Source organism: Dyella sp. AtDHG13 (genome assembly GCF_003201105.1).
GTDB lineage: Bacteria > Pseudomonadota > Gammaproteobacteria > Xanthomonadales > Rhodanobacteraceae > Dyella > Dyella jiangningensis_B.
In genome coordinates this window covers 43,110-66,746 of record NZ_QICJ01000014.1, presented here as the reverse complement: position 1 = coordinate 66,746, position 23,637 = coordinate 43,110, and the positions used below count along the sequence as shown (strand labels likewise).

20 protein-coding genes and 1 pseudogene are annotated in these 23,637 nt (G+C 60.2%); 11 read left to right on the top strand and 10 right to left on the bottom strand.

The features are described 5' to 3' along the window. Positions 1-7 precede the first annotated feature (7 nt). Positions 8-241, top strand: a complete 234-nt coding sequence (locus BDW41_RS19880) for a DUF2274 domain-containing protein (RefSeq protein ID WP_074551697.1) — start codon at positions 8-10, stop codon at positions 239-241. A 22-nt stretch (positions 242-263) separates the two neighbouring features. Here the strand turns inward: BDW41_RS19880 and BDW41_RS19875 are convergent, their stop codons facing one another. From BDW41_RS19875 to BDW41_RS23245, 7 genes are all read right to left on the bottom strand, one after another. Next, the gene (locus BDW41_RS19875; protein WP_074551699.1) at positions 264-1,151 is read right to left on the bottom strand and encodes a LysR family transcriptional regulator; all 888 of its coding nucleotides are present in this window, start codon (positions 1,149-1,151) and stop codon (positions 264-266) included. Positions 1,152-1,202: 51 nt separating this feature from the next. Further along, positions 1,203-2,930, bottom strand: coding sequence for a Na/Pi cotransporter family protein (locus tag BDW41_RS19870; RefSeq protein WP_199535387.1), 1,728 nt, complete (start codon positions 2,928-2,930; stop codon positions 1,203-1,205). 44 nt (positions 2,931-2,974) lie between these two features. Further along, positions 2,975-5,095, bottom strand: coding sequence for a carbohydrate porin (locus tag BDW41_RS19865; protein ID WP_199535386.1), 2,121 nt, complete (start codon positions 5,093-5,095; stop codon positions 2,975-2,977). A gap of 159 nt (positions 5,096-5,254) precedes the next feature. Further along, on the bottom strand, positions 5,255-5,572 hold the full coding sequence (locus BDW41_RS19860; RefSeq protein ID WP_110301670.1) for a hypothetical protein: 318 nt from the start codon (positions 5,570-5,572) through the stop codon (positions 5,255-5,257). 272 nt (positions 5,573-5,844) lie between these two features. After that, positions 5,845-6,045 (bottom strand): hypothetical protein, encoded by a 201-nt coding sequence (locus BDW41_RS19855; protein WP_041751098.1) that lies wholly within the window; start codon positions 6,043-6,045, stop codon positions 5,845-5,847. 230 nt (positions 6,046-6,275) lie between these two features. After that, positions 6,276-7,904, bottom strand: coding sequence for an NRAMP family divalent metal transporter (locus BDW41_RS19850; protein WP_074551703.1), 1,629 nt, complete (start codon positions 7,902-7,904; stop codon positions 6,276-6,278). Positions 7,905-8,192: 288 nt separating this feature from the next. After that, positions 8,193-8,414: a hypothetical protein gene (locus BDW41_RS23245; protein ID WP_146217393.1), complete on the bottom strand. Its 222-nt coding sequence runs from the start codon at positions 8,412-8,414 to the stop codon at positions 8,193-8,195. Between the two features lie 61 nt (positions 8,415-8,475). On the opposite strand from BDW41_RS23245, the gene BDW41_RS19845 reads away from it, so the two are divergent. The 10 genes and pseudogenes from BDW41_RS19845 to BDW41_RS19790 all read left to right on the top strand — a co-directional run bounded on the left by BDW41_RS19845 (position 8,476) and on the right by BDW41_RS19790 (position 19,902). Continuing rightward, positions 8,476-8,760 (top strand): metal/formaldehyde-sensitive transcriptional repressor, encoded by a 285-nt coding sequence (locus tag BDW41_RS19845; RefSeq protein WP_074551704.1) that lies wholly within the window; start codon positions 8,476-8,478, stop codon positions 8,758-8,760. 4 nt (positions 8,761-8,764) lie between these two features. Continuing rightward, positions 8,765-9,955: an ATP-binding protein gene (locus BDW41_RS19840; RefSeq protein WP_199535385.1), complete on the top strand. Its 1,191-nt coding sequence runs from the start codon at positions 8,765-8,767 to the stop codon at positions 9,953-9,955. Beyond that, entirely contained in the window at positions 9,952-10,611 is a 660-nt protein-coding gene (locus BDW41_RS19835; protein WP_074551708.1) for a response regulator, read from the top strand. Before BDW41_RS19840 ends, BDW41_RS19835 begins: the two co-directional genes overlap by 4 nt. Positions 10,612-10,775: 164 nt before the next feature. After that, a complete protein-coding gene (locus tag BDW41_RS19830; RefSeq protein ID WP_146217392.1) occupies positions 10,776-11,312 on the top strand; it encodes a hypothetical protein in 537 nt (178 codons plus the stop codon). Between the two features lie 297 nt (positions 11,313-11,609). After that, the gene (locus tag BDW41_RS19825; protein WP_083337773.1) at positions 11,610-13,367 is read left to right on the top strand and encodes an ABC transporter permease subunit; all 1,758 of its coding nucleotides are present in this window, start codon (positions 11,610-11,612) and stop codon (positions 13,365-13,367) included. Positions 13,368-13,382: 15 nt separating this feature from the next. Further along, on the top strand, positions 13,383-14,687 hold the full coding sequence (locus BDW41_RS19820; protein WP_074551711.1) for a nitrate/sulfonate/bicarbonate ABC transporter ATP-binding protein: 1,305 nt from the start codon (positions 13,383-13,385) through the stop codon (positions 14,685-14,687). A gap of 1,771 nt (positions 14,688-16,458) precedes the next feature. After that, positions 16,459-16,689 (top strand): helix-turn-helix domain-containing protein, encoded by a 231-nt coding sequence (locus tag BDW41_RS19805; RefSeq protein ID WP_004620414.1) that lies wholly within the window; start codon positions 16,459-16,461, stop codon positions 16,687-16,689. A gap of 111 nt (positions 16,690-16,800) precedes the next feature. Beyond that, positions 16,801-16,959 (top strand): annotated as a pseudogene (locus BDW41_RS19800) (JAB domain-containing protein); the annotation flags it as partial. A gap of 489 nt (positions 16,960-17,448) precedes the next feature. Continuing rightward, complete coding sequence (argS, locus tag BDW41_RS19795; protein ID WP_074551715.1) at positions 17,449-19,140, top strand: arginine--tRNA ligase; 1,692 nt, start codon at positions 17,449-17,451, stop codon at positions 19,138-19,140. Further along, positions 19,141-19,902 (top strand): SPOR domain-containing protein, encoded by a 762-nt coding sequence (locus BDW41_RS19790; RefSeq protein ID WP_074551717.1) that lies wholly within the window; start codon positions 19,141-19,143, stop codon positions 19,900-19,902. Positions 19,903-20,047: 145 nt separating this feature from the next. On the opposite strand, the gene BDW41_RS19785 is transcribed toward BDW41_RS19790, so the two are convergent. The 3 genes from BDW41_RS19785 to BDW41_RS23240 all read right to left on the bottom strand — a co-directional run bounded on the left by BDW41_RS19785 (position 20,048) and on the right by BDW41_RS23240 (position 23,212). Beyond that, positions 20,048-21,517 carry an autotransporter outer membrane beta-barrel domain-containing protein gene (locus tag BDW41_RS19785; RefSeq protein ID WP_083337774.1) on the bottom strand — a complete coding sequence of 490 codons (1,470 nt, stop codon included), beginning with the start codon at positions 21,515-21,517 and terminating at the stop codon, positions 20,048-20,050. A gap of 119 nt (positions 21,518-21,636) precedes the next feature. Then, positions 21,637-22,191, bottom strand: a complete 555-nt coding sequence (locus tag BDW41_RS19780) for a hypothetical protein (RefSeq protein ID WP_074551718.1) — start codon at positions 22,189-22,191, stop codon at positions 21,637-21,639. Positions 22,192-22,690: 499 nt separating this feature from the next. Beyond that, a complete protein-coding gene (locus BDW41_RS23240; RefSeq protein WP_146217391.1) occupies positions 22,691-23,212 on the bottom strand; it encodes a hypothetical protein in 522 nt (173 codons plus the stop codon). Positions 23,213-23,637: the final 425 nt, after the last annotated feature.

Below are 23,637 nucleotides of genomic sequence, written 5' to 3'. Positions count from 1 at the left end.
GTGCCCGATGAGCAAACTCAAACTAAGCGCATTGGAAGACGACAAACCGGTGAAGATGACGATCGAGCTGCCGGCGGCCGTACATCGTGACCTCCAGGCCTATGCCGAAGCGCTCTCCCACGAGACCAACCAGAGCGGTATCGAGCCCGCCAAGCTGATTCCACCGATGCTGGCGCGCTTCATGGCGACGGACCGAGCCTTCCGAAAGACCCGCCGGACCTCGTCGCAGAAGACATCGTGATGACGTGCCGAGGCTGCCTCTGCTAAAGCAGCCCGCGATCCTTCGCTTCATCGCGCATAAACGCGACAAACCGTCCTACAACGGGTTCTTCGCATTCAGGAAGCCACACGAGATTCACACAAAATGATGCGTTCGCCTCCGAAATCGGCCTGAAGACCACGTCAGGAAATCCGAGCTCGGCCTGGCTCTCCGTCGCGAGCGTCACGCCAAAGCCCGCTGCCACAAAAGCGAGAATATATTGCTTGCTGGCGGCGTGCGACTGAAAGTCTACGTTCCTGCCAAGAAGCGAGGCGAAGAATTCGCGCTGCGCCTGACTTTCGCCCCAGCCTTCGACAAGAACCGTCTCGCCCGACAATTCCTTCCAACCAAGCGCCTTACGCCTCGCCAGGGAATGTTTCGCGGGAAGCGCCGCCATCAGCCGCTCACTATAGATGGGCAGCATCGCCGCATGCGGCCACAACGCGAAGCTCGGGACAAACGCGGCGTCAAGCCGTCGATCGGCCAGCGCGGCGGCGATCTCCCGTTCATGCATCTCGAATTGCACCACCGAAACACCAGGGTATCGTCCGTGCCAGCACCGCAACAAGTCCCCCAGAGGCTTTCCGATCGGCGGCATTCGTAGGCCCAGACGAATCTCGCCCGTCGTGCCAAGGCCGTTGTGACGACCTGCGGCCTTCACGGCATCGACTTCAGCGAGGACACGTCTAATGTGCCGCATGACCGTCTGTCCGCTCGGCGTGAGCCGCACACCGGCACGGTTGCGCTCGAAGAGGGTGAGGCCAAGCTCATCCTCAAGCCGTGCGATACGCCGACTGATCGTCGACGCATGCAGCCCGAGCACGAGCGCTGCACGCGCAAAGTTTCCTGCATCCACCGCCGCCGTCACAAACTGGAGGTCGGCGAGGTCCATTTCATAAGACCGCGGCGTGACGATCCTGCAAATTGATCGCGACCACCGCTATCATTGCGCGCCTTGCAGCTCGGATTCGTTGGCTTCTTCTTCTGCAGTTCCTTCTCGCGCCGGTGTCCCATCAGCGGTGCCGGCACCGTTCAGGATCGGATATGCCAGCGCTGCGATGTGCGAGTGAACGCGCCGGAGGTCTCTGACAATACGCAGAAACTGGCCGCCATCTTCGGCGACACGAGCGACTCCCTCGCCAGCATCCGCTCGCGCCGTGGTGGCCGCGACCCGCAGCAACTGCACATGGAGCGCGGTCGCACGCGCCTCCAGTCGCCGCAGAGCGCTCTTTCGCGAGATGAGCCGGTCCGCCTCGGCGGGATCACGGGTCAGAAACACTGCAAGCCCCATGTGGAGGCTTTCCAGGATTTCCGCATTCATCGAAACGATGAGATCGCGTTCGTCCTTCGCAAACGGCCTCCCCCGCTTGATCCGTTTGACCACGAATTCGATGAGGTTGTTGGCGACGACATCGCCAACGTGCTCGAGATTGATGACGGCTGACAATATCTCCTGGACCCGGGCGCCTTCGCTATCGTCATGCAACGGCTGCTCATTTCCGAGATCTGCCAGATAGCTGCGTATCGCGGCTCCAAGACGGTCGACCGACCGATCCATCCGGCTGATCGCGGTGGCGCGCCGAGGATCGTCTTGTTGGAACACCTCCGAAGCGCCCTTCAACATTGCTTCAACCATGTCGCCCATGCGAAGCGTCTCGCGCGCGGCATTCGCCAACGCGACGGTCGCCGCCCCTAATCCTGCCTCCTCCAAGTAGATTGGTTTTCCGGGATCATCAGGCGCCGGCGGGTCGGGAAGTATGCGGACGAGCAACCGCGCCAACCAATGAGACGGCCCGATAAACAGTGCGGCCAGGATCAGGTTGAACGCGGTGTGGAAGTTCACCACGATCCGCCCCGGCGCAGGATCGATGTGGGCGAGAAGCGGCACGCATATTGCCAGCAACGGAAGCGCCACGACCGCGCCCACGATTCGAACCAGGCAGTTGCCGAGCGGAAGACGACGAGCAACCGGTGAACCCGCCTCAAAGAGCGCGGGCAATGTGCCGCCGATGTTGGCGCCGACAACGAACGCCAACGCGCCGATCGGCGAAACGGTCTGACTCGCAGTCAGCGACACGATAAGAAGCACGACCGCCACGCTGGAATGACAAGCCCAGGTGAGCAGCGTTGCCACCAACACCGCAAGGAGAGGCTCGTTGCCGATTGCAGCGAGAACGTTTTTCAGCAAAGGCGCGTTCTCGATTGGCGCAAACTCATGCGCCATCCCCGACAAGGCCAGCAACATCAGTCCCAGCCCGATCGCGATTCGCCCGGCATTGCGCAGCCGATCATCGTCGAACGAGCGGAAAGCCATGACCCCGAGCAGGACCAAAGGAGGGCCGACGACACCGGCGTCGAACGACAGCACCTGCGTAACCAGCGTGGTTCCGACGTTGGCGCCCAGCATCACCACCAAGGCGGGCCCGAGCCCGATAAGACCGTTCGCCGTAAATGCGGAGGCCATGAGACCCGTCGCGGTGCTGCTTTGCAGAAGCGCCGTAATGCCGACGCCGGCAAGAAACGCCCGCCACCGCCGCGTCAGATTGTGCTCCAGCCATATCCGAAGGACATGGCCGAAGCCCCGCTGGACGCCGGTCGTCACCATATGAGTGCCCCAAAGGAGCAAACCGACGTAGCCGGCGAGCTCGAACAGAACGATGGTCCCGGTCATCAGAGCCACCCCCCGTCATCTGGCAAGTACACGCCGTCCATGGCTCAGAACTCCGCGTGAAGACGGCCAGAAAAGACCGACACCGGACCGCGGTCGGCGTTGTATGCAGGGTTGACGATCAGTTGGTAGTCGGCGGTGAAGGTGAGCCCGTTCCCGATCGCCAGCGCGTAATAGCTTTCGAAAATCCGCTCGGTGCTGTAGTTCAGCGCCCCATCACCGATCAGGAGTCCGTTTCCACCAGCGGCAAGGAAGTCGCGATGGGCCGCAGACAGCCCATTGATGGCCCCACCGATCCCAACGGTATCGCTCGGCCGACCCCAAGGATTGCCCTTGATCGAAACGCCGCCTGACACGCTACGGTCAATGTCGGTGAACGACAGCGTCTCGTTTTGCCCGTCGTTCCAGCTCACGCGACCGAAAACGCCGATCCCAGGCGCAATCTGCTGCTCCAAGTTCGCGTAGAAGCCGTATTTCGGATTCACGTGGCGAATACTCGCCATTACCGTATTGATGTCTTGCCCGGAATCCTGGCTCTCGATTGCCAGTGCTTGGCGGTAGTTGCCCATGACGCCCTGGGTGCCGAAGACGCCGAGCCGCAGTTTTCCAGGCTCGCCCGCGATGGCGTAACGCTTCTCGAACTCCACCACGGCGCCGCCCGTGTTGAATTTCAAGACATCGCTGTTGGGCTCGGACGGCACCTGAACGAATGCCGCGCGGACTGCCCAGTCCTTCTTATTCAATTCGACGATTGCGCCGCGCGTGTATCCGGGGAGATCCGCGGGGAAATCGTAAGCCGCGGACGACCACAGCGCCCAGTTCATGAAATCGGCGCGAGGATCGTGCGCATAGGTGTTGTTGTCAAAGAAATCGCCGATGGCAAAGCGTCCGACGATCACCGTGATGCGATCGATATCACGTTTGCCCGCGAGCTGGTTGGGACCGTCGTCGACGTCCTCTTGTTCGCCGCCGAGGCCAAAGGTCTGCTTGAAGTAATACCGTTGCGGCCGAATCTTCGGGAATGCGGCTCCAGCCTTTTGCGCTTCGCCGTTCGGGAAGCCCGCCAGACCCAATGTCCCGTTCAGGCCGAATCCCTGCGCCAATTCGGGATTGAAATAGAACTCGCCGCCCTGCCACAGCCGGACGCCGATGAAGGCGGTCGTCGTCCACGTCTCGCGGACCTCGCCGCCCCCCGGCAAGCTGTTCACCCCCGCATAGGGGGAGCGGAAGCTTGGATATCCCTGCGCAATCACCGTCGTTTGCGCATGGACGTTCCAGTCACTCGAATCCGGCAAGCGTGGCGTCGCGCTCTGCGAGCCGGACGCCGCCCACGGCAGATCGTTGAAGTGGTAGTTCAGTCCGATTTTGGCGAGGTGAAGCCCGGGAGCAAGACGAGCGTTCGGCAGATCGAAGCGGCCCAGATCATAAGTAGCCGCAGAAAGATTCACATAGTCGTACTCAACTTTCGCCGTCCAATTGCCGCTCACCGCGAATTCCGCACCGAGGCCTGCGGTCCACCCCGTCTGATAGCGGCCGAGCTGCGCACCGCTGCCGTCGTTGACCTCGATATGACCATGCCCCCAGGCGAAGCCACCCGTGACATAGGGCATCCACCGATCGAATGCGTAACCTACTCGGCCACGCGCGGTGCCTACGTAGTCGACCGTAGAATTGAACGGCGACGGCGCCAACGCCGGCTCGTCGGTCGGGCTCGTGAACGACGCATCGGCTTCAACACCGAGCACCAGATGATTGTCGAGTTGCCGGTTATAGCCGACCTGAAAACCACCAATGAGGCCGGTCGGACTATGAGGCAGGAAGACGCCCTGCTCAGGCTTGGGGTGGGAGTCATCACCCAAGCGGCCGCCACCGTAGCCGAAGTGACCACCGACATAAAAGCCGGTCCAGTCATAAACCCTCTTCATTTCGGCCTCGCTGGGCGGCCGATCCGCTTTGGTCCGAACATCAAGACCCCGTTCCGTGCCCAAGCGGTCGGCGCCGGCCGGAATCTCCTGGGCGTGCGCGTTTCCCGCGCCTGTCGCGGCGACAAGCACCAGAACGGGGAAGCAGGCGCGCGCCGACAGACCGCGTCGACCGAACCGCGGTTCACGGCCGTAATTCCGTACAGGCGCATCCTTCTTGCGAACTTCAATTTCATCACAGATCATCAGCAGCTCCACTGATCACGGGACGAGCAAGCCATCTCGTGATCGACGTGAGGCCGCTCTATTTTCGGGGTATTGGGGCGCTGCGTGAGTATTCACTCACGCAGCAACTAGGAGGTTCGGGCATGGTTGATTCCTTTCGATTTGGTACGCAAAGTTTGGTCACCAGCGATCTGTTCTAAAACGCTCCCGCTGCCGCAGGCGGATACTTTGCCGATTGACCTGCGCCGCCATGCGCAAAAGCGCCTTTGCTTGCGCAACGGAAATCAAGCGCTCCCGCGCGAGTTGAAAGGCAGTGCGGGCGAGCCAATGGGCACCCGCCGCCAACAGCCCGCCGACCCGCAGACGGACAGCAACCCGAAGTGCGGCGCTTGAGCGCCCCCGCGTTTTCACGATGTCCCGTCGCCGCTCGGTCACCAACCGGCTGCCGAATGCGCTTCTTTCGCCATGAAAGAATTCAGCTCGCTTTCTCACTTGCATTGCACGTCTCCTCAGTAGACTTCGCTGCTGGCCGACCGAGCCAGGTCAGTTGGACTCACCCCACATTGCGCTTCGACGGCGGGCTCGCTCGGACTTCCAAATGCGCCACGACCTCCTCGAAAGGCGCGACGAAAGGCGAAACGCCGCGAACGCGCCACGCCTGTTCAGAAACCCCTCCCGCACAAGAATGCGCGCGACCCTCACAACCCAGATCGCACCGAACAGGCAGGCCCGTTCTTCCAAGTGACGCGCGATTGACCGCGGAGAGCGCATCAGCGCTTCCCGCCGGTTTCGTTGCGACCGAGCCTTTGCCGGATTCGCACGTGGCTCTGGTCCACCCATGCGAGAGCGGATCGCGCAAACGGGCCTTTCGGCACGTGTTTGAGAACAAGGACCTCCACTTTCCCGAGCCACCAGAGCTGCAGCCGAACGCTGATAGGCCGCTCCCGATGCTGGATCTTGCGGGTCATCATGGCTGCCTCCGCCAAACAGAGCCGATAAGCTCACGACCTCCAGCCCAACAGAGCCGTCGCGCTCTCTGAGGGCCGCAAGCGTGCAGGCGCGCAACCACAGCTCCGGATCGGCAAACGGGGCGAAACCCGATACAAGCCGGTCCCAAATTGTTGGTCGGCACCGGCCAGACGCCGCAGTCGTCGAGTGAGGCCGCAGCGATGTGGAATGACGTATGCACATGCTCCCCCCTTCACCGGCCGACGAGCGAAAGCTGCACGATCCGCACGAGGACAAGCCCGCCGGCCAAGATCAGATAGCCGCGCAAGACCAGCATCCAGAGACGAGTCATCGGCGTCATCCGAGCTGACGGAAGCTCATCCAGCGGCGGCATGCGGTACGTCGCGCGCACCATCTCGTTCTTCGCGCTGGCCGGCTCTTCGCGGTGGATGAAGAGGAAGGCGACAGCGACGGCGATCGTGAATACGCCTCCGATCCCGAGTATCGCGAGAATCGTGCTCTCGCTCATGTTCGGATACAGCACCGATGCGGTCAGAATGATCGACAGCATCACAAGGACACCGACGACGGCGCCGGTGAACAGGTTCATCCACCGCCCATTGATCCACGGACCCAGAACGGCCTTGTCGTTGCAAAGCAGCAGCAGGAACACGGTGGCGCTCGGCAGCAACACGCCGGCCAGAGTCTGCACGGCGTTGGTCAGCAAACCGAGCGGCATGCCGGGGGTCAAAACCAGCGCAGCAGCCAACGTAACGAGGCCGCCATAGACCGCATAGAAGCCCTTGGCGTCCTGCGGCTTCCGATGCAGCGAATGCCGCAGCGACAGCACATCGCCTATCGCGTAGGCCGTCGACAATGAGACCGCCATCGCGCCGATCACGCTGGCATCGAGCAGCGCAAGGGCGAAGAAGACGCCAGCCGTCTTCCCGACATAGGCGCCAAGCCCGGCAGCCACGGCTCCGGCGTCCTGGAAATTCCCGAACTCCGGACGACCTGCGAACGTCGCTGCGGTGAACGCCATCATCGCCACTGCGCCGATGACGACCAGCACAATGCCAAGGACGAGATCGATGCGCCCGTAGCTCAGAAAGCGCGTCGTGATGCGCTTGTCGATCACATAGCTCTGCTGGAAGAAGAGCTGCCAGGGCGCGACCGTTGTCCCGACAATGGCAATGATCAGGAGCATCACCTCGCTCAGCTTCCCGCCTTCAGGAAACTGCGGCACGACGAGATCATGGGCGATCTGGCTGACCGGGGGATGAACCCAGACGAGCACCGGCACCAACAGAAGACTGCCGAAAACGAGAAACAGCGAAAATCTTTCGAATCGCCGGAAATTGCCCGTCCCAGCCGCAGCGATAATGACGGCCGCTGCGGCAATGACGCCTACGCCTCGCGGAAGCCCGAGGTACTCGAGCGCCAGACTGATTCCGATGAACTCGGTGACAATGGTCAGAGCATTCAGCAAGAAAAGGTCGACGACGCTGAAGGCGCCCCAGAACTTGCCAAACCGTTCGAGAATGAGCCGCGCGTGGCCGACGCCCGTCACCGAGCCGAGCCGCAAAACCATTTCCTGGTTCACGTACAGGACGGGAATGAGCAGGATGAGCGTCCACAACAGCGAGGTGCCATAGTTCTGGCCCGCCTGCGTGTAGGTGCCGAAGGCGCCGGCATCGTTGTCACCGACCATGACGATCAGGCCCGGTCCAAGGATTGCCAGCAGCGTCATCAAACGAGCACGCCAACCGTTCCTGGGACCCGTATCGTTCTTCTTGATTGTGCCGAGCGCGCCTTTGATGTCGCCGATATGCGCTTCATCCAGCACAGCGTGACGCACGGGAGTATCGAGGTTAGACAGCATGATTAACCGCCTTTGAAATGGCGTTGACTTGAGGGTTCTTGCGTTGGAGCGGTCGTGCGGCTCGACCTGTCGCGCACGACACGCGACCGCGCTCAGTCCGGTGACAGAAACCACCGGCATTCGAGGCGCCCTCCCGCCGTCAGTCGCCAACGGGCTGTCAACCGCGGGCGCCTGCGCTTGAAAGAGAGAACCGAGCTCGCTGGGGAAGTGACGCCTTGCGGACGCACACTGGAAAACTGGAAGGTCATTTTTTGCCTCCTGATGCCTGGGCTCAGGAGGCGGCACGCATCAAAGCAGCGCGAATTGGATCGCGCGGCCCTCGACAATCGTGTCGTCGCCCTGAGCATAGCCGAGCCGCAGCGAAACGAGAGCAGACGTCGAGCGTCTACTGTCGCATTCGTCGGCCAGACTGCTAGGTCGCGGGTTCATATCGATCCCTTGCTGTGCCAATGGAAAATCCAGCCCACCATAGGCTGGACCTTGGCGCGTGAAATCGTTGCCGGTCTTCACAGCGCCACGGTTTTGATATATACCAGAGGGGGTATATTGCAACTATACCCGGGTATACGAAATGGGCAGATCGCACGTCGTTGCCGAGAAGCAGCGACTCCTTAACCGTGTCCGCCGCTTGCGCGGCCAGGTCGACGCATTAGAGCGGGCTCTCATCGCCGACGAAGCCTGTGACGACGTCATGCGCCTGGTCACTGCAACCCGCGGAGCGATCAACGGAATCATGGCGGAAGTTATCAACGGCCACATCCGCACCCACATGGTCGACCCCAACCGCGCGCCCAGCCAGAGCGAGCGAAACGCCGCGGACGAGTTGGTCAGTGTCCTGCGAACATATCTTAGGTGACGTAATGATGCCGCCCCACGCCAAAGCTCAGGGCGTTGACGAGCCGAACGCGCCCGCACACCCGAACCGTGCGCGCCGCTTTGCTCGGCCATGGGCGTACTTTGTCTCCCGCCTGGACCCGCGACCACAGGCCCTCTTCTCGCCGATGCTACCGATCTTCACGGCAGCACTCGCCATCGCCATCTTCATTTTCGACACGGTCACACCCTACGAGATCGCGGCCGCGAGCCTCCAGGTCGTGGTCGTCCTCCTGTCCCTGCGCTTTTGCCGGAAACAAGGCGTCATCTTCGTGTCGCTAGGCTGTGCCGCGCTCAGCATCCTCAGCGCCGTACTTACCATCGTGAGCTATGTTCCAACCGCCGGGAGCACCTTCAGTCTCGGTGTCATCAACACGTCGATCAGTCTGACTGCGATCGCAGCAACTGCTTACCTCGCGCTGGCTACCGAGACCGCCCGCCAGACGGCTGAACGCGCGCAAGCGCACCTCGCCCACGTGGCTCGGCTGACAACACTTGGCGAGCTTTCCGCCTCAATCGCTCACGAGCTGAACCAACCCCTGACGGCGGTCATCACGAATGCGAATGCCGCCACACGCTGGATCCGCAGTGAGCCGCCAAATCCGCAGAAGGTCACGAGTTCGATCGAAAGCATCGTCGAAGACGCACGGCGCGCGAGTGAGATTATCGCTCGAATTAGAGCCCTGACCACACGCGCTGAACCCCAAAACGCATGGGTCGACATCAACGCGGTGATACAAGAGGTGCTTGTCCTCATCCAGTCTCAGTTGAACGAAAACCGCATCGTGGTCCGAGCTGAACTTAACAACGGCCTGCCGAGCGTCTTCGGTGACCGAATCCAATTACAGCAAGTCGTTCTCAACCTCATCGTCAACGCCATCGACGCAATCGGTGCTGCGCAAGCAGACCTCCGAGAAATTCGCATTAGATCCCGCAAGACACGGCCGAGTGGCGTCGAGGTCAGCATTGAGGACACCGGCGGCGGACTGACTACGACTGATGTCAATCAGATCTTCGATGCATTCTTTTCGACGAAGACCGGAGGCATGGGCATCGGTCTCTCGATCTGCCGCTCGATCATTGAAGCTCATCATGGCCGCATCTGGGCCGAAAAGGGCGAGCCTTCAGGAGCCACCTTCCACTTCACGCTGCCTGGGACTCAGGAGGCAAACCAATGAACCTCGGCGCTCCAGCCACCCGCACTCAGAAATCAACCGTGGCGATCGTGGATGACGATCCGTCCGTCCGGAAAGCCATTAGCAATCTATGTGAATCCGAAGGGTTCGACGTCGTGGCGTTCTCCTCTACGGCCGAATTCTTGCGCTGGTCGATTCCGGAGACACCCGTCTGCATGGTCTTAGACGTCCGCATGCCGGGCGAAAACGGGCTGGATTTTCAAGTCGAGCTAGCGAAGTCTCACGCTGAAATTCCGATCGTGTTTGTCACGGCGCACGGTGACATTCCCATGTCTGTCCGCGCCATGAAGGCTGGCGCCATCGAATTCCTGACAAAGCCGTTCAGGGATCAGGACCTCCTCGACGCCATCAACGGCGGCATGGCGAAAAGTCGTATGCGCCGTAACGCGCTCGAGATGAATGCCGAATTGGAAGCTCGATACCAATCGCTGTCCAATCGCGAGCGAGAGGTGATGGATCTGATTACAAAGGGTCAACTCACGAAGCAGATTGCGGCAACACTCAACCTTAGCGAAATCACCGTTAAGGTCTGCCGCCGGCAAATCATGACGAAGATGCAGGCGAATTCCATGCTCGACCTCGGACGCATGTCAGAGAAACTGGAAAGGATGAGAAGCGGACCTGCGGAGCACCAGTAGAAGAAGCCACGGTCGGATCGCTGCTGCTCGATATACCCGAGGATAGTTGTGCGACGAGCTGATTTGTCGCAACGCTCTATCGGAGTCGTACCTCCGAGAAGAAAAGGGCGGAGATCGTGCCCCACACCGCCACGTTAGGACATAGGGCCCAAGCGATCCTGGCGGTGTTCGCACAGCTCCACAAGAGCGCCGGCGATACTCTGAGATACGACGAGATCACCGATTATATTGGCGACGCTCACGTCCGAACACTCGGTCAGCAAGAGCTGACTCGCGAAGGCCTCGTTGTTGAACACCAATATACGCTTGAACTCACCTCGACCGGCCGAGCGGCGATCACCTCGCTATTCGGGCCGAGCGGCCGACTCGCTCCCAGGCTTTTGAACGGGATCGAAACAACGACCATCAACAACCATAAGATCAAGGCTTGGCCACGAGAACCTGATAATCCGAGCATCCGCTACGTCGTGAAGCGCTTTGCGTTAAAGCTCGCAATACTTCTCGTCTTTGCCCTTGCGCAAATACCGTCGCGATGGGGTTTCGGTTACGCCTTCGTCGCTTTGACGGCGTTATCGGGCATGATTTGCATTGGTCTGGCGCTCGTGCGTCGTGAGGCCTGGACGCTCGCGCGCCTGAACTACTGGCACGAAGCCGTCGCGTTTCTTGCTCTTGCATTGAGCGGCTGGACTACGATGCGCTGAACACCGGCGAATCCGCGCGGCGGACGGCCAAAGCGCCACGCCGAATATACCCGAGTATATTCTTCAGACACTTTTCGAGCGAAGAACGCCTCCGGGTATAAGTAGCGCAAACAACGATCGCACTCTATAGACACAGCAAATCTGCTTGGCGGGAATCGTCGATCCTCGTCCAGGCAGTTCTAGGAAACCGAACGATGCCGAACGACGGTAGTCGACAGCTTACGCCGCCACGGACGTTTCACCGAGCCTAGACAAGAGCTCGCTCGTGACGGCCGGCACGGCTGACACGAGGGCGCCATGGTCTTTCTTTCCAGGAGTGACGGCAAACACCGCCATTTCGATAGGAGCTTGGCGCCTCGTCTCGCCGGGCCAAGTTGGGCAGACCTCGCCGCCATCGCCCTTGTGGTAGTCATCGCATTGCTCGTCATTGTTGGGGTTGGCCAAATGCGCCAACCGCTGACGGCTCTCAATGCCGCGCCCGTCGACCTTCAGCTCCTGCACCTTCCTGAATATGCGCTTCTCTCGACCCTGCGCATGTTCGGGGCACTTGCGGCATCTCTGATATTCACTCTGACTGTTGCGACCCTCGCAGCAAAGAGCCGCAAAGCCGAACTGATCATCGTTCCTGCTCTCGACATTCTACAGTCGGTTCCGGTGCTCGGCTTTCTGACGTTCACCGTCATGTTCTTCATGAACTTATTTCCTGGGCGCCAGCTTGGGGTCGAGTGCGCCGCGATTTTTGCGATCTTCACAAGCCAAGCCTGGAACATGGCGTTCAGCTTCTACCAGTCGCTTCGCACGGTCCCGAAGGATCTCGACGAGGTGAGCCGGCAGTTTGGCTTTTCGTCCTGGCGCAGATTTGTGCGCCTCGAGCTTCCGTTCGCCATGCCAGGTCTGGTCTGGAACGCCATGATGTCGATGTCGGGAGGATGGTTCTTCGTTGTCGCCTCGGAAGCGATCGCGGTTGGCAACACGACGATCGCATTGCCCGGTATCGGCTCCTGGTTGGCGCTCGCAATTGAGCGGAAAGATTTCGGCGCTGTCGCCTGGGCAGTCTTCGCAATGGCCGTCGTCATCGTCCTCTACGACCAGCTCATATTCCGACCAATCGTCGCTTGGGCTGACAAGTTCAGATTCGAGCAAACCGCGTCGCGTGAACGACCACGCTCCTGGGTATACGACCTCGCACGCCGCACGCGCCTTCTGCCGTCGATCATCGAGCTTCTGCTGGTGGCTGGCCGAACCCTGAGTGCGCTGAGCTGGTCGGCCCCACCTGGACGTCAAACGCTTCGCGCCAACAAACACATCATTCGTGTCCCCGACGGCCTCTGGATCGGTTTCATCGCCGTGGTCTGCTCCGGCGCATCGCTCTGGCTGCTGCGCTTTATTTCGACATCCCTGACAGCGGCGGACATCATATCAATTGTTGGCCTGGGCTTCGCGACCTTGGTTCGTGTCGCCGTCCTCATTGCGATCGCCAGCATCATTTGGGTACCGATCGGCGTCTGGATCGGATTACGCCCGGCCTGGTCCGAGCGCCTGCAACCCGTCGCCCAATTCCTGGCCGCCTTCCCGGCCAATGTGCTGTTTCCCTTCGCGGTCGTGATCATCATCGGGCTGAGGCTTGATCCGAACATCTGGCTTTCGCCGCTCATGATTCTGGGCACGCAATGGTACATTCTCTTCAATGTCATTGCTGGAGCTAGCGCACTTCCTAACGATCTGAGGGAAGCGGCGCGGACGTTTAACATGCGCGGCCTGCAATGGTGGCGCCAAGTCGCCTTGCCCGGCATTTTTCCCTACTTCGTGACCGGCGCGCTCACAGCGTCAGGCGGGTCGTGGAACGCCAGCATCGTCGCCGAATCCGTTTCCTGGGGCGACAAACGTCTGCAGGCCACTGGTCTCGGCTCCTTCATCGCCGACGCGACCGCTGCTGGCGACCTGCCGCGGGTCGCCGTCGGCATCGTCGTGATGTCGGCCTTCGTCGTCACCCTCAATCGCACGCTTTGGCGCCCACTCTATCGGTACGCCGAGCGCCGGCTGCGGTTCGATTAAGAGGAGGATCAGTTCATGGTTGTCATTGAGAGCCGCAATTTAGTCGAAGTGCAGAAAGTTCGCCAGGTCTACGGAAAGTCCGGGGGACCCGATTTGCTGGTCCTCGACGACGTTGATCTCACCCTCAAAGAGAATGAAATCGTCGGGCTGCTCGGCCGATCCGGCTCCGGCAAATCGACGCTGCTCCGGTCCATTGCCGGCCTCGTGACGCCGACACAGGGCGTCATTGAGTTTCCCAAAATCGAAGACGGACAGCGCGCCACCGTTTCGATGGTATTTCAAACCTTCGCGCTTTTTCCATGGCTCACGGTCTTACAGAACGTTGAAGTCGGCCTCGAGGCGAAGAACGTGCCCCCGACTGACCGACGCAAGCGCGCGTTGGCGGCGATCGACCTCATCGGCTTGGACGGTTTCGAAAGCGCTTATCCGAAAGAGCTGTCGGGCGGCATGCGCCAACGCGTCGGCTTGGCGCGAGCATTGGTTGTCGATCCGGACATCCTGCTCATGGACGAACCATTCTCTGCCCTTGACGTGCTAACCGCGGAAACGCTGCGCACGGATCTTCTCGACCTTTGGTCCGAAGGGCGCATGCCAATCAAATCGATCCTGATCGTCACCCACAATATCGAAGAGGCGGTGCTGATGTGTGACCGCATCTTGCTCTTTTCCTCAAATCCCGGGCGCGTCATCGGCGAAATCAAGGTGGAGATTCCGCAGCCACGCAACCGACAGGACCCGACCTTCCGTGCGCTGGTCGAACAGATCTACGTCCGCATGACGCAAAAGAACGACGACAGTCAGCCCCGAGACGGCCTCTTTCCGGGATCCGGCATAGGGATGGCTCTTCCTGTTGTTTCGACGAATGCGTTGGCCGGTCTGATCGAGGCCATAAATGCAGAACCCAATAACGGCCGAGCCGATCTGCCCGAACTTGCGAGCGGTCTCCTCTATGAGACCGACGATCTATTTCCGATAGCAGAGGTTCTGCAGTTGCTCCGCTTCGCCGAATTGGTAGGTGGGGACATCAAACTTCTTCCGGCGGGCAGACGCTATGCACTGGCCGATGTCGATGAACGCAAGAAGATCTTTGCGCAGCAGCTTCTCAGTTATGTGCCCCTGGCCGCACACATCCGGCGCGTCCTCGACGATCGCCCAAGTCACAAATCCCAAGCCCGGCGTTTTCACGACGAGCTCGAAGACTTCATGTCCGAAAGCTACGCCAGCCGAACACTTAAGGCAGTGACGCAATGGGCGCGATACGCGGAGGTCTTTGCCTACCACGAAACCACCGATCTGTTCAGTCTCGATGACCCAACTTAGACGAAAACCGACCAGACACCGAAAACAACACAGAGTCGCACCTTGAATTTGGCGACGCATCCCGCACTTTGGGAGCATGTTATGACCAGCTATATCCGTATTGCGCGCAACTTAGCGACCGGCACTAGGCAAGCGCTATTTTCGTTCTTTGAGCCACAGTTACGCACGCTCTGTACAGCTCAGGTCAACACCCCGAATACAGTTCCACAACGGTGCGCGCGCGACGGTTTCGATTCCGCCCAGCGACTGGCGCGGTCCTCCCTTGGATCAGATTTCTACGACCGCGAGCCACCAAGACGTTCCGGCAACACGGGCCGGCGCGCCCGAGCAGGCCGTCGCCCCGTCCGATTACAGCTTTGGCTGGCAGGCGTCGTGCTGGCGAGTGCGGACCGTCTCTGTCATGCAACGCTGTGGCTGTACCGTCGCCGCTTGGTCGACGCACGCTTTACCAAGGCAACACTCCGCGCCTCGCATCGCATTCGCGCCTGGGGATTCAAGCTTGCATTTCGATGAGGCGCCGCAAGGCGGAAAGCTGCCATCTTGTGCGAGGTCATCATGGTTTCCAGGCCTGGTATTGGCACGCACGGGAACCTCGACCGCTCTTCTCGCGCAGGCGGTTCGCATACAGCCGCACAATATACCTCGGTATACGACTCGGTGCCCTCGGGAGGGCTAGCTAAATTGCGGGAAGGAATTGAAATCAATGCAACCCTATGAACGGTGGCACTCGACAGTTCATAGACTCTCTGAACGTTTGAGGCTGCTCGATACATGAGCAATCCGATAAACAATTCCAGCGGTCGGCGGGATGTCCCTGCAAACGATCGCCGCAACTCTCCGCGCCGGCGCACACTCCTCGCAGGCCGAATAATTTTCAATCAGCAATCCTCGGTCATCAATTGCATGGTGCGAAATGTTTCGGAGTCCGGCGCCCGTCTCGAAGTCGAGCCCTCGATCCACATCCCGGACAAGTTTGAGCTGGACGTACCGAGTGCCGGCATAACGATGTCATGCCGCATAATCTGGCGCCGCGGGAATCTCATCGGAGTTTCAAGAGAATGAGCACGCCTAAAGTGGTCTGATACGGGCGAGCAGGTAAGAGCGCCTCATCCCTCAGCGCCTGCGCATTCTCAGCAAGCCAGCGCAACAAGATGAAAGCGATCGCGATAGGGATTCGACAGTGAGTGCTACGCAAATAACGCTTGTTGCAAATCTTTTCACCATGATCGTCGTCGTTATTGCCGCCATAAAGCGCCCGATTCCAAGTTACATTGCCTTGGCTACATTGTCCGTCATCGTCTCGATTGTATGTGGGTACGAGGTAATTACGGGAAAGGCCACGATATTTGCGACGTTGGCCACCTTCGCTCTGGTTATCCTCATAATGATCCGAATAAGTCTAAATAAGTTGCGCCGGTAGGCAATCTCTTCTCGAATGCGGCCGGGTAGGCTGACGAGGCCGCCCCCAAGACGCGCAATATCACGGATCGGCGCCGACCGATTGGCGTGAAGGCGGGATGGGCCAAGAGGTCCGGGTGGCATGTCTCGTACGATGGCCATCCGATTTCTAGCCTCGCCTATCCTGCGGCCCCATCGCAATCAACAACGACTTCCCACAAGCCGCATCAACTCTCATCTTGCTCGTGCGCCATCGTGACGAGCCGGGACGAGCACCTCCACAATGTGACGGAGACATGCTCAGGCTTCCGCTCGATGCGCGACCGGTGACCAAATCCCCGGTCATAGTCTTGGATTTACGACGGAGGTGCAGATGGCCGAAGAGAAATTTCTGACCACCGAAGAGGTCTCCGAGCGATACCGCGGTCAGATCTCTGTCGGCACCCTTCGCAATTGGCGAGCACAGCGCGTCGGTCCGCCATACATCAAAATCGGCAAGTCGGTGCTTTACCCCGTGCCTGGACTCGAGGATTGGGACAAAAAGAATCTCGTGATCTGCCGTGCTTCGCATAAACTCATTGAGACAGAGGCTGAACGAAAGTGAATGTCACGCAACTTCACGATCTACCGACCCCAAACTCATACCCCCGCCCCCTCGAGCATTACTAGAAACTATCATTAATTCAACAGGTTACCACATGCGACGCGGTTGATGCACAACCACCCTTCCGGCGTGGCCGAACCCAGCGCGGCCGACCGCGCCATCACCCGCGAACTCAAGGACGCCCTGCAGCTGATCGGTGTGCGCGTGCTCGACCATCTGGTGATCGGCAGCGGAGAGCCGGTGTCCATGGCCGCGCAAGGCTTGATGTAAGCCCAAAAAAACAACGGCGCGGGGGGAGAGTCCGCGCCGTAGGGCCGTCTTGTGGGGAGAGAGGAGAGTAACGGCGTTCTCCTGTCCCCGTCGGCGGGGAGGTGCCTGGGGGACGGGGCGCAGTGTGGCGGTGCCGCATGACAGGGTCATGACGTGAATCGAGCCAAATGCCCGAGGCGGGCGAGCCGGCCGCGATCCGTCGACTTATGCACATTTGGCCTGAGACGGCACTTTCCGTTCACAAGCTCTTGTCACACTCACATGTGCAGCGTAATGCACTGACTGCAAACGACTTTTTTCATGACACCCTGATTTCCGCCGGGAAAACCGCGTAACGGCCCTCCGGTGGCCCGGTATTCCCCACAGAGTTATCCACAGATTTCCCCACCGCATCGCAGCACGCCGTTGCCGTGCACGACAGGCCGGCTGGACAGGCCTTCGTCTGATAGGATTACCGGTTCCATCGCCGTCCGACCCCAGAGCCTCGTCGTGAAAGAACAGCTGCGCGAACTGCTGCTGCAGGCCATCCGTACCCTGCAGAATGACGCCACCCTGCCCGCCGACCTCGACGTGCCGAACTTCGTGATCGAGCGTACGCGCAGCCGCGATCATGGCGACTTCGCCGCCAACGCCGCGATGCTGCTGGCCAAGCCTGCGCGCGCCAAGCCGCGCGAACTGGCCGAGAAGCTGGTCGGCGCCCTGCCCGCCAATGCGCTGGTGGGCAAGGTCGAGATCGCCGGCCCCGGCTTCATCAACTTCTTCCTGGCGCCCGGCGCCTATCACGCCGAAGTGGGCCGCGTGCTCGCCGACGGCAACGCCTACGGCCGCAGCAACGCCGGCAAGGGCGTGACGGCGGGCGTGGAATTCGTGTCCGCCAACCCGACCGGCCCGCTGCATGTGGGTCACGGCCGCAACGCCGTGCTGGGCGACTGCATTGCCCGCGTGCTCGATGCCGCCGGCTGGAACGTGAAGCGCGAGTTCTACTACAACGATGCCGGCGTGCAGATCCACAACCTGGCCGTGTCCACCCAGGCCCGCGCGCGCGGCCTGACGCCGAACGACGCCGGCTGGCCGGAAGACGGCTACCGCGGCGACTACATCGCCGACGTGGCGCAGGCCTACTTGAACGGCGACAGCGTGGAGGTGGAAGGCCACGTGGTCACCGGCGCGAAGAACGTCGACGACCTGGAAGCCATCCGCCATTTCGCCGTGGCCTACCTGCGCCGCGAGCAGAACCTGGACCTGGCCGCGTTCGGCGTCGGCTTCGACGTGTACTACCTGGAATCCTCGCTCTACACCCAGGGCAAGGTGGAAGAAACCGTCGGCAAGCTGGTCGCCCACGGCCATACCTACGAGGAAGGCGGCGCGCTGTGGCTGCGCAGCACCGACTACGGTGACGACAAGGACCGCGTGATGCGCAAGTCCGACGGCACCTACACCTATTTCGTGCCCGACGTGGCCTACCACATGACCAAGTGGCAGCGCGGCTACGTGAACGCCGTGACCGTGCTCGGCTCCGACCACCACGGCTCGCTGGCCCGCGTGAAGGCCGGCCTGCAGGCGCTGGACGAAGGCATCCCCAAGGGCTACCCCAACTACGTGCTCTACCAGATGGTGACGGTGATGCGCGGTGGCGAAGAGGTGAAACTCTCCAAGCGCGCCGGCAGCTACCTCACCCTGCGCGACCTGATCGAGGAAGCCGGCCGCGACGCGACCCGCTACTTCCTGATCGCCCGCAAGGCCGATTCGCAGCTGGTGTTCGACATCGACCTGGCGCGCTCGCAGAGCAACGACAACCCGGTCTACTACATCCAGTACGCCCACGCCCGCGTGTGCCGCGTGCTGGAAGAACTGGCCGAGCGCGGCCTGCCGCCGGTCGACACGCAGGCTGGCATCGGCCAGCTCTCGCGCCTGGACACCGAGCACGAACAGGCCCTGTTCACCGAGCTGTCGCGCTACCCGGAAGTGGTGGAAGCCGCCGCCGCCAATCTGGAACCGCACCTGATCGCGCAATACCTGCGCGAACTCGCCGGCGCGCTTCACAGTTACTATCACGAATACAAGTGGATCGTGGACGACGCCGAGCTGCGCAACGCGCGCATCACGCTGGTGCTCGCCACGCGCCAGGTCATCCGCAACGGTTTGGATTTGCTGGGACTCAGTGCCCCGGAGAAGATGTAAATGGCAGCACGCAAGGGCAAAGGCCGACAGGCCGTCCGCAACAACAGCGGCGGCATGCCCGGTTGGGGCTGGGCCGTTATCGGCATCCTGATCGGTGCCGTGCTGATGTTCGCCATGCGCGGCCACCTGCCCATGGCGCCCACCGCCAACGACGGCCCGCAGCCGAACGCGCAAGCCACCGCCCAGCGCGGCAGCGATGCCGGCGCCGCCGGCAACGAATCCACCTCCGCCACCGACAACAGCGCCGCCGCGCCGAAGAAGCCGCAGTACGACTTCTACTCCGTGCTGTCGGAGAAGGAAGTGCGCATTCCCGATGCCGTGATCAGCGCACAGGCCAAGGCCGAGCAGCAGCAGAAACAGCAGGCCGCCCAGCAGGCAGCGCAGGCCGCCGCGCAACAGCAGGCCCAGGCCGCCGCGCAAAAACCGGCACCGGGCCCCGCCGCCGTGAGCGAAGCCATCACCCCCGCACCGGAATCGGCCGTGCGTGCCCCGGCACCGACTACCGCCACGCCCGCGGCAACCGGCGGCAACGGCTACCTGCTGCAAGTCGGCGCCTTCCCCAGCCCTTCCGACGCCGAAACCCTCAAGGCCAAGCTGGCCATGCAAGGCTTCGTTGCCAACGTCTCCCCCGTCAACGTCAACGGCCAAACCTACAACCGCGTACGCCTCGGCCCCTTCCACTCCGCCACCGAACTGGAATCGGCCAAACAGCGCCTCGCCTCCGCCGGCATCAATGCGATTGCGTTGAAGGAAGGCAAGTAAGCAACACGCGTTTTCCAGGCGAACAGCAAAAAGGCCGTGTCTCGCGACACGGCCTTTTTGTTTGCATTGAGCAACGCAACTTGGTCGGCAAAAGCTTGCACGTGCAGCGAAGTGGGCGGCATCCAAGCCGCCCGTCTTCGCGGGGTCAGAATTGCCAGCGCACACCCATGCCCGCGCTCCAACCCTGTTCACCGGCACCGCCTGCATCGACCTGGTAGTCGGCATTGGCATAGACCGAAACCGCAGGTGTCAACGCTCCCGTGACGCCAGCCCCCAGCTGCCACGCCTGGCCCCAGCTGCCTGAGGTGAAGGTATTGCTGACACCCCAGGCGTCGCTGGCGACGGTGACGTTGCTCGCGCTACCCGAGCTCCATAGGTAGTTCACGCGCATCCACGGGCTCCAGCGCTGGCCGGTGCCGGTAACAAACGTCTTGCCCACGTTTGCTCCTACGCGACCCAGCCACGCACCAGTATTCCTCGATGTGACGCGCAGGCCATCGGCATCATTGAAATCGCCGGTTTTCAGGGACTGATAGATCACCTGTGCCTGCGGCTCCATGCGTACGTTGTTGCCGAACACAAACGGATAGCCGCCTTCCAGCGAGTACGTCCATCCGTGCGTCTTCATCGTGGCCATGTCATAACCGCGATAGGCCGTATCAACGCGCGTACTGTAGTAATTGCGCGCCACCACTCCATCCAGATAGAAGCCGCTTCCATGCACATACGTGCCCGTGGCCGCCACGCTGCTCGCATTCATGCGCATGGCACTGCTGCCATCGATCGCTTGCGGCGTGATATGCGACGTACCCGTGCTGCCGTACATGCCCAGTCGGAACGTCGACTTGTCGCCGTCCATCCGCAACCACGTGCCACCGATCTGGATACCGCGATCGTTCTGATCAAACCCGTAGCCGAACTGATCAAAGCTTCGATTGCTGTGGTACTGGTAGTTGCCGCCGAATACCCGCGCGTAGAACTCATCCGTATTGCCAGGTGTGGCGACCGCATCGCCATGGATCTCTCCGAGCCTGTCGTGCAGCGTGCCAACGTTGCGCAATCCATAGGACAGCATGGCGGTCGATGCACTGAGGTAGGCCGGAACCTGCGGCACAACTTCGGGCCGTGGCGCAGGAGCGGGGTCTGGGGTTGGGGTTGGAGTTGGAGCCGGTACCGGATCGGGCGTCGGATCCGGTGTGGGAGTGGGCGTTGGTGTTGGGGCGGGTGTAACCGCGTTCTGTAAACGGTAATCCCAGAAGCTGTTTCCCTGCCCCGCCACTACACGTTGTGCAGCATCAGACGTGCCTGGTTGATAGGCGACAAGGTCGTAGCGCCAAGGACCAATAGCAACGTAACCGCCGGCTAAGGCAAAGGATGCAACTGATGACGTACCCGCCACCTGCGCCAGCGAAATACCCTCGTTCGCCTCCATGACACCGTTACCGTTGATGTCAGTTGATGCACCCGTGCCCGAACCGCTTATCTTCAGATAAGTCGTGCCATTGGCATTGCCTTCTACCAAGACACGGTCCGTAAACTGATTGGTCAGCGGGCCACCGCCGTTTAGGACTGTGTTGAGGACGAGAGTACCGTTCTGGCCGACATAGTTGGACACCGTCCAATGTAATCATTGCTCCCATCTGAAATTTTAGGTCTGGTTTCAACGCTCACAACAAATCCCTAGGCGTCCCCTGAACCATGTATCAGCACACCGCCGCGCCTCGACAGGAACTATCAGAGGTGGAATCCATCGCACGGACGGTTCGTAATGGCCACTGGCGTGAGTCGTGTGCCTTGTGGGGTGGTCGTAAGTTCACCGATGCCATCAATGCAAAAGCCGCCGGCCCCTTGCCGCACTTCGTAGTCGTGGCCCGACTGCGGCGTGAAGGTTACGCGCGAGTTGCACATCCTGGAGTACATGCTGCCTACCGATTGCTGCATCATGCCGAATGTTATCGTCACGGGCGATTCGGCCGGCACGTATATCTCGGCGTAGTCGTCGTCGCCAAATGGAGCCTGTCGAGGCATACCGAGGCTGCGCTTACCCAGTTTGGCCCCAAAACCCCAATCCGCTAGGCGTCCGGAGGGCTTGGCCGCACTGGTCGGACAGTCGGCGGCATACACGCGAGGCGCCTGACCCACGACGCGCAGGCGCGCGCGCGGCCCCGTGGTCGGCTCTTCATAACGCGGCGAGATGTTCTTCACGGCGCTGCAACCGACACCCGCGCCGAGAGCGAGAAACGTGGACGTAATCAGGTGGATGAAAGGGCGAAGCAGGCGTGAAGTCATGGCGTAGCCTTAGGTAAGGGACGGCACGGGAGCATCTTCATGGCAGACGCTGGCCGAGGCGTGGAGCGGACGAACAAAATCCACCAAGCGGCGGAGATTCCTTAGTGCGTGGGCTGGTTTGATCACGGGTTGGTTTTTCCACCATGGCGTGGCAGAAGCACCATCCTCGCCGTGGCTGTCCGTGGGCACCGTGTCCACGGGCAGGCTGCCTGAAAGGCAGTGCGGCATAAGGATGGTTCTTAATCCGCCACCTTTGGCAGGCGTGATGCTCGTTGCTTGACATTGAAAAGCCGTCTATTTGGTCTGCATGCAGGCAAAAGTTGAACAGAAAAGAGACGGCTTTTGCTTTGGACGCTTTGGACGGGACACTGAAGTTGCAGAGATCAATGCGTCGAGATGCGACGCCCGTCTCCTGATCTGCCAAGCTCTTTTGAAAGCACCCCTTATATCGGCGTGTCGCGCGCTTCATCAAATCGAAAAGCCGTCTATTCTGCACGCTTCATTCAGTCCGCCTGAGTGCAAATCGCATCTGAACCGTACCAATTGTGTATGTCAACGCAAAACCGTCATTAACCTGCAAAGGCTTATCGCTCGGTACCTTCAGCATGACGGTTGACTTCAGCTCATACGGCTCAGATGCATAGTTAAACGCCACAAGGTCTGTAAGAGTACTGGGGTCATCCCTCTGGCAAAAAATGTCCTTCACAGGAATGCTCGAAGCAACAGGGCCACCAAATCTACATCCTTTTAAAATGTTGACCTTGCCCGGACGTCCATTTGGCAGCCAAAACGTCAACAAAAAGAGGTCGTCGGCGTTGGATCGACCAACTGTTACGCGGGCGTAGTTAGCAAAGTCCTTTTCTACCTGTACTTTGTCGACAATGTCATAACTGCCAAAGAACTGCGTCACACGGGCGTCATCAGTATTGACGCGCTCGGGTATTGCGCAGCCACTTAAGAGCACAGTAAGCACGCAGAACGTGGTGAGTTGTGCTCGACGGCCTAGGGAAGAAAGCATCATGCAGTTAGCTCTGAAGATCAATTCAAATGGCATCAGTGAGGCCGACTGAACATTTCGGGGAAGGCAATTGCCAATATTATAATCAGGAGAAAACACAGCAACCCAATGACGCGAGCTGCGACCAATAGGGATATGGGAGTAGAGTAACGCTGCAAAATCTCTCTGGGCAGCGTTTTCTTGTTAAAAAACAATTTCATGTAAACCAACTGCCCCCGAGGATCTAAGTTACTCGGGCCACCAATTTCTTTCCAATAGGAATGGAAATTACTTTTTATACCGTTGCTTATATGAAAGCCCAAGACAATATTCAGCACCACGCATATTATGAATACAATCGAAAATATTCGATGCATAATTATTATCATGGCAAGCATTTTCTCCGAACTTTCAGGATTGACACTAATGGCCTTCGCGAAAAATGAAAG